The organism is Actinoplanes sp. NPDC048791, from assembly GCF_040650095.1.
Classification (GTDB): Bacteria; Actinomycetota; Actinomycetes; order Mycobacteriales; family Micromonosporaceae; genus Actinoplanes.
Genome location: NZ_JBEZGQ010000681.1, coordinates 1 through 4,668 on the forward strand (window position 1 = coordinate 1; position 4,668 = coordinate 4,668).

Below are 4,668 nucleotides of genomic sequence, written 5' to 3' on the forward strand. Positions count from 1 at the left end.
GGTGGAACTGCCCGCCGCGACGTAGGTTGCTGGAATGGACTACCGCACTCTCGGCCGCAGCGGCTGCGCCGTCTCCAGTCTCTGCCTGGGCACCATGACCTTCGGCGCCGAGTCCGACGAGGAGGTGTCGCACGCCCAGCTCGACCGGTTCGCCGAGGCCGGCGGCACGCTCGTGGACACCGCCGACGTCTACTCCGCCGGCGAGTCGGAACGGATCATCGGCCGCTGGTTCGCCTCGCGCAGCGCCGACGTCACCGAACCGATCGTGCTGGCCACCAAGGGCCGCTTCCCGATGGCCGGCGACCCGAACGGCGCCGGCCTGTCCGCCCGGCACCTGACCCGCGCGCTCGACGCCTCGCTGACCCGGCTCGGCCTGGACACCGTCGACCTCTACCAGGCGCACTCCTGGGACCCGGTGACCCCGCTGGAGGAAAGCCTGCGCACCCTGGACGGCTTCGTGCGCCAGGGCAAGATCCGCTACTACGGCTTCTCGAACTTCACCGGCTGGCAGCTCACCAAGGCGGTGCACCTGGCCCGCGAGCTCGGCCTGGCCGCCCCGGTGACCCTGCAACCGCAGTACAGCCTGCTGGTGCGCGAGATCGAGTGGGAGATCGTGCCCGCCGCCCGCGACGCCGGCCTCGGCCTGCTGCCCTGGAGCCCGCTCGGTGGCGGCTGGCTCAGCGGCAAGTACCGCCGCGACCAGCGGCCCAGCGGCGCGACCCGGCTCGGCGAGGACCCCGGGCGCGGCATGGAGGCGTGGGAGCGGCGCGGCACCGACCGGAACTGGGCGATCATCGACGCGGTGCAGTCCGTGGCCGAGGCCCGCGGCGTGTCGATGGCCGAGGTGGCGCTGGCCTGGGTCACCGACCGGCCCGGCGTGACCTCGACGATCCTCGGGGCCCGCACGGTCGAGCAGCTGGAGACTAACCTGCGGGCGGCCGAGCTGCACCTGGAGCCGGCCGAGATCGCCGCCCTGGACGAGGCGAGCGACCTGCACGCGCCGGACTACCCGTACGGGCCGCTCGGGCTCGACCAGCGCAACCGCGTGCTGTAGCCCGACCTAGGATCGAAGCTATGGAGGCCACCTACTTCTTCGACCCGGCATGCCCGTTCACCTGGCGCACCTCGCGCTGGCTGGTCGGCGTGGCGCCGGAGCGCGACGTGACACTGCACTGGCGCGCATTCAGCCTGTCCATCCTCAACGGCGACAACGTCCCGGACCAGTACAAGCCCATGATGGCGGCGTCGACGCGGGCGCTGCGGCTGGTCGAGGCGCTGCGCGCGGACCACCGCGACGACACCATCGCCACGTTCTACACCGAGCTCGGCAACCGGACGTTCGAGGCGGGCGAGGCGCTCACCGACGAGATCGTGGTGGCCGCCGCCGAGGCCGCGGGCGTCCCCGATCCCAAGACCGTGCTCGACGACGAGTCCTGGGACGAGGCGGTCCGCACGTCGCACGAGCTGGCCTTCGGCTCGGCGGGCCCGGACATCGGCTCCCCGGTGCTGATGATCGAGGGCGCCGGGCGCGGCGTGCACGGGCCGATCATCGACGAGGTCCCGGACCGCGAGGAAGCCCTGGCGATCTGGGACGCGGTCGTCCCGCTGGCCCGCAGCAACACGTTCTTCGAAGTCAAGCGCGGCCGCTCCTAGATCCCACGTTTGACGGCGCGACGTGGTTGGGTAACTGCGTCGCGCCGTCACCGGTACAACGAGGAGAGCTCCATGCAAGAGCCGCAGATCCACCTGGACCCCGCATCGCTGAGCCCGGTGGAGGAGAAGCTGCGCGGCCCGCTGGAGGAGCAGCTCACGTCCGCCCTGCAGAACGCGACCGACAAGGTCAGCCACGACTACGCGGGCGAGCCGGTCGACACGGTGACCGGCGAGCTGTTGAAGCAGACCCGCGCGGGCCTGCACCCGGACATCGCCGCGGGCTTCAGCCCGGACCAGGGCGAGCTGCGCCGCGTCGCCGAGGCGATCGTCCACAACGACTGATCCCGCGATGGCCTCGCGCGACATCGCCCTGGGCACGCTGGAGACGGCCGGCGCCGTCATCTTCGTCCTGCTGGGAATCGTGCTCCTTCTGCGGGTCCAGCGGACACCCGCAGGGTTGACCCTGGCAGGACGCGAATTCCGGCACCCGAGGCTGGCCGGCGCGCTGGTCACGGTCGGCGCCTTGGGACTGGCCGCCGGCGGGGTGGGTCACCTGCGCGGCGGTCCGGCGATCCTGCAGGTTCTGGCCCTCGTGGCAAGAGTCGCGACGGTCGTCCTGATCGTTGTCTTCGCTGTCCGCAGCGCCCGCGGCAAGCCGACCGCCGGCTGACTCGCGGTGGGTCACACCGCCGCCGGCCGGGGCACCGTTGCGAACAGTGACAGCGTGAACCAGCCGGGCAGTGCCCGGCGTACAGCCTCGGGACCATGCACCCGCATCTGCCCCGTCCGCAGCGCCTCGGTCCAGGTGCGGTCGCCGCGCCAGACCTCGACCAGCGCGCGCAGGTCCGCGGTCAGGCTGACGGTGATCTCGTGGCCCGGGTCCTCGTCGCACACGTCGGCCTCGCCGTCGGCGATCACCAGCCACCACGAGCGGGGATGCGGCGCCGGCACGTCGGGGAAGGTCAGGGCGACGACGGTACGCCCGGACGGCACCGCCGCGTGGTCGATGTTGCGGTGCATGTCCCACAGCAGCAGCTTCGGGTCCAGGTCCGCGTCGCCGAGCTCACCGACCCAGCGCACTCCCCAGGCGCCCACCGCCTCGACGATCGGCCGCAGTTCCTGCCCGGCCACGGTCAGCGTGTACTGCACCTCGCCGTCGGCCGGCCGCCGTTCGACGACTCCGGCCGCGACCAGCTGCTGCAACCGCTTCGACAGCAGCGTCGGCGACATCCGGGGCAGTCCCCGGCGCAGGTCGTTGAAGCGGCTGCTGCCGGACACCAGCTCGCGGACGATCAGCAGGGTCCAGCGTTCGTCGAGCAGTTCCATGGCCTTCGCCACGGGGCAGAACTGGTGATACGAAGCGCCCATGGCCAGCAGCGTAGGCCTGGGCCGCCGGTCCGGGCGATACACATCCTGTACTGGCCCGGGCTCCCGGCGGCTCCGTAGCGTCGCTGCCGAGGAAGGGAGCTCAGCTGATGACCGTTCAGCCGGACACGACCGGGGCCGACCGTGCTCTGAAGGCCCGCCACCGGGCGATGTGGGCCCTCGGCGACTATCCCAGCGTCGCCACCGAGGTGATCCCGCGGCTCGGCGCCACGCTGGTCGAGGCGTGCCGTACCGGGCCGGGGCAGCGGGTGCTCGACGTGGCCGCCGGCACCGGCAACGCCGCGATCCCGGCCGCGCTCACCGGCGCCGAGGTGGTGGCCAGCGACCTGACCCCGTCGCTGCTGGAGGCCGGCCAGGCCCTGGCCGCCGGGCGCGGCGCGGTGGTGGACTGGCGCGAGGGTGATGCCGAGGCGCTGCCGTTCGCCGACGGCTCGTTCGACGTGGTCCTGTCGTGCGTCGGCGTGATGTTCGCGCCGCACCATCAAGCCGCCGCGGACGAGCTGGTGCGGGTGTGCCGGCCGGGCGGCACGATCGGGATGATCAACTGGACGCCGCCGGGCTTCATCGGGCAGCTGTTCGGCCGGATGAAGGCGTACACGCCGCCGCCTCCGCCGGGCACCCAGCCGCCACCGCTGTGGGGCAGCGCCGAGCACGTCCGCGACCTCTTCGGCGACCGGGTCGCCGAGGTCACCGCCACGGTGGACAGTGCTGTGATCGACCGCTTCGCCGACGGCCGGCAGTTCCGCGACTTCTTCAAGGCCCACTACGGCCCGACCGTCGCCGCCTACCGCAACCTGGCCGGCGATCCGGAACGCGTGGCCGCGCTCGATGAGGACCTGGCCGGCCTGGCCCGCAGCCACGACCGCGGCAACGGCGTCATGCACTGGGACTACCTGCTGTGGACGGGCCGCCGGACGGGCTGAGCCGCGCCTACTTGCGCCGGTTGGCCCGGCCCGCGACCACGAGCCCGCCGATGATCACCGCCACGACGACGAGACAGATCAGCAGATGCCACGGTTTGATCGCGCCCATGATCGCGCACCTTACCGGAGCCCGGCGACCGCGGTGGGCCCGACAGGCTGCCCTGTGCCGCGGTAGGCCCGACAGGCTGCCCGACGACGGTCACGCCGGTCCGGCCCTCTCCGGTCGCTCCGGCGCCATGGTCCGCTCGGACGGCGCCGAATCCCGGGCCCGACCCGGCAGCCACAGCACCAGCTCCCGAGGCGACCGGCCACCGGTGAAACACCACAGCGCGATGACGGGATCGCAGATGGCGCACCCGAACGAGGAGTCGCCCAGCGACGGAATCAGCGGTGCGCCCCGGCGGTGATGCAGGATGTCCCAGCAGGTGTGCAGCAACCAGCCGACGCCGACGAAGGTCCACGACCGCAGGCCCAGGTAGGCGACCGCACTCATCAGGGCGGCGAAGCCGAGCTCACCGAGGCCGAAGCTCCCGCCGCTGATGTAGGCGGCCCCGGCCCCGCCCACGAGGACCGCGTTGATCCTGAGACGGTGCGGTTCCGGCACGAACGAGAAGACCCCGGCCCAGACCAGCGCCACGACCACGGGGATGACGTAACGAAGCATGTGCCACCGTAGGAACGCGGCCGGCGCGGTGGCCAGGGCTCT

Annotated in this window: 7 protein-coding genes; 5 read left to right on the top strand and 2 right to left on the bottom strand. The window is 72.5% G+C overall.

Annotation, left to right across the window (positions count from 1 at the left end):
* Nucleotides 1-34 precede the first annotated feature (34 nt).
* From AB0C29_RS34390 to AB0C29_RS34405, 4 genes are all read left to right on the top strand, one after another.
* On the top strand, nt 35-1,054 hold the full coding sequence (locus AB0C29_RS34390; RefSeq protein WP_360829249.1) for an aldo/keto reductase: 1,020 nt from the start codon (nt 35-37) through the stop codon (nt 1,052-1,054).
* A gap of 20 nt (nt 1,055-1,074) precedes the next feature.
* Entirely contained in the window at nt 1,075-1,653 is a 579-nt protein-coding gene (locus AB0C29_RS34395; RefSeq protein WP_360829252.1) for a DsbA family protein, read from the top strand.
* Between the two features lie 72 nt (nt 1,654-1,725).
* Nucleotides 1,726-1,995 carry a hypothetical protein gene (locus AB0C29_RS34400; RefSeq protein ID WP_360829255.1) on the top strand — a complete coding sequence of 90 codons (270 nt, stop codon included), beginning with the start codon at nt 1,726-1,728 and terminating at the stop codon, nt 1,993-1,995.
* A gap of 7 nt (nt 1,996-2,002) precedes the next feature.
* Nucleotides 2,003-2,323 (top strand): hypothetical protein, encoded by a 321-nt coding sequence (locus tag AB0C29_RS34405; protein WP_360829258.1) that lies wholly within the window; start codon nt 2,003-2,005, stop codon nt 2,321-2,323.
* Between the two features lie 11 nt (nt 2,324-2,334).
* Here AB0C29_RS34405 and AB0C29_RS34410 read toward each other — a convergent pair whose 3' ends face one another.
* A complete protein-coding gene (locus tag AB0C29_RS34410; RefSeq protein ID WP_360829261.1) occupies nt 2,335-3,021 on the bottom strand; it encodes a helix-turn-helix domain-containing protein in 687 nt (228 codons plus the stop codon).
* Nucleotides 3,022-3,128: 107 nt separating this feature from the next.
* On the opposite strand from AB0C29_RS34410, the gene AB0C29_RS34415 reads away from it, so the two are divergent.
* Nucleotides 3,129-3,962 (top strand): class I SAM-dependent methyltransferase, encoded by an 834-nt coding sequence (locus AB0C29_RS34415; RefSeq protein ID WP_360829264.1) that lies wholly within the window; start codon nt 3,129-3,131, stop codon nt 3,960-3,962.
* A 199-nt stretch (nt 3,963-4,161) separates the two neighbouring features.
* On the opposite strand, the gene AB0C29_RS34420 is transcribed toward AB0C29_RS34415, so the two are convergent.
* Nucleotides 4,162-4,668 (bottom strand): DUF6010 family protein (locus AB0C29_RS34420; protein WP_360829267.1); only part of this gene is annotated, 507 nt, incomplete at its 5' end.

Coding starts and splice junctions, on each gene's coding strand:
- AB0C29_RS34390 (WP_360829249.1), top strand. CDS start 35: ATGGACTACCGCACTCTCGGCCGCAGCGGCTGCGCCGTCTCCAGTCTC.
- AB0C29_RS34395 (WP_360829252.1), top strand. CDS start 1,075: ATGGAGGCCACCTACTTCTTCGACCCGGCATGCCCGTTCACCTGGCGC.
- AB0C29_RS34400 (WP_360829255.1), top strand. CDS start 1,726: ATGCAAGAGCCGCAGATCCACCTGGACCCCGCATCGCTGAGCCCGGTG.
- AB0C29_RS34405 (WP_360829258.1), top strand. CDS start 2,003: ATGGCCTCGCGCGACATCGCCCTGGGCACGCTGGAGACGGCCGGCGCC.
- AB0C29_RS34410 (WP_360829261.1), bottom strand. CDS start 3,021: ATGGGCGCTTCGTATCACCAGTTCTGCCCCGTGGCGAAGGCCATGGAA.
- AB0C29_RS34415 (WP_360829264.1), top strand. CDS start 3,129: ATGACCGTTCAGCCGGACACGACCGGGGCCGACCGTGCTCTGAAGGCC.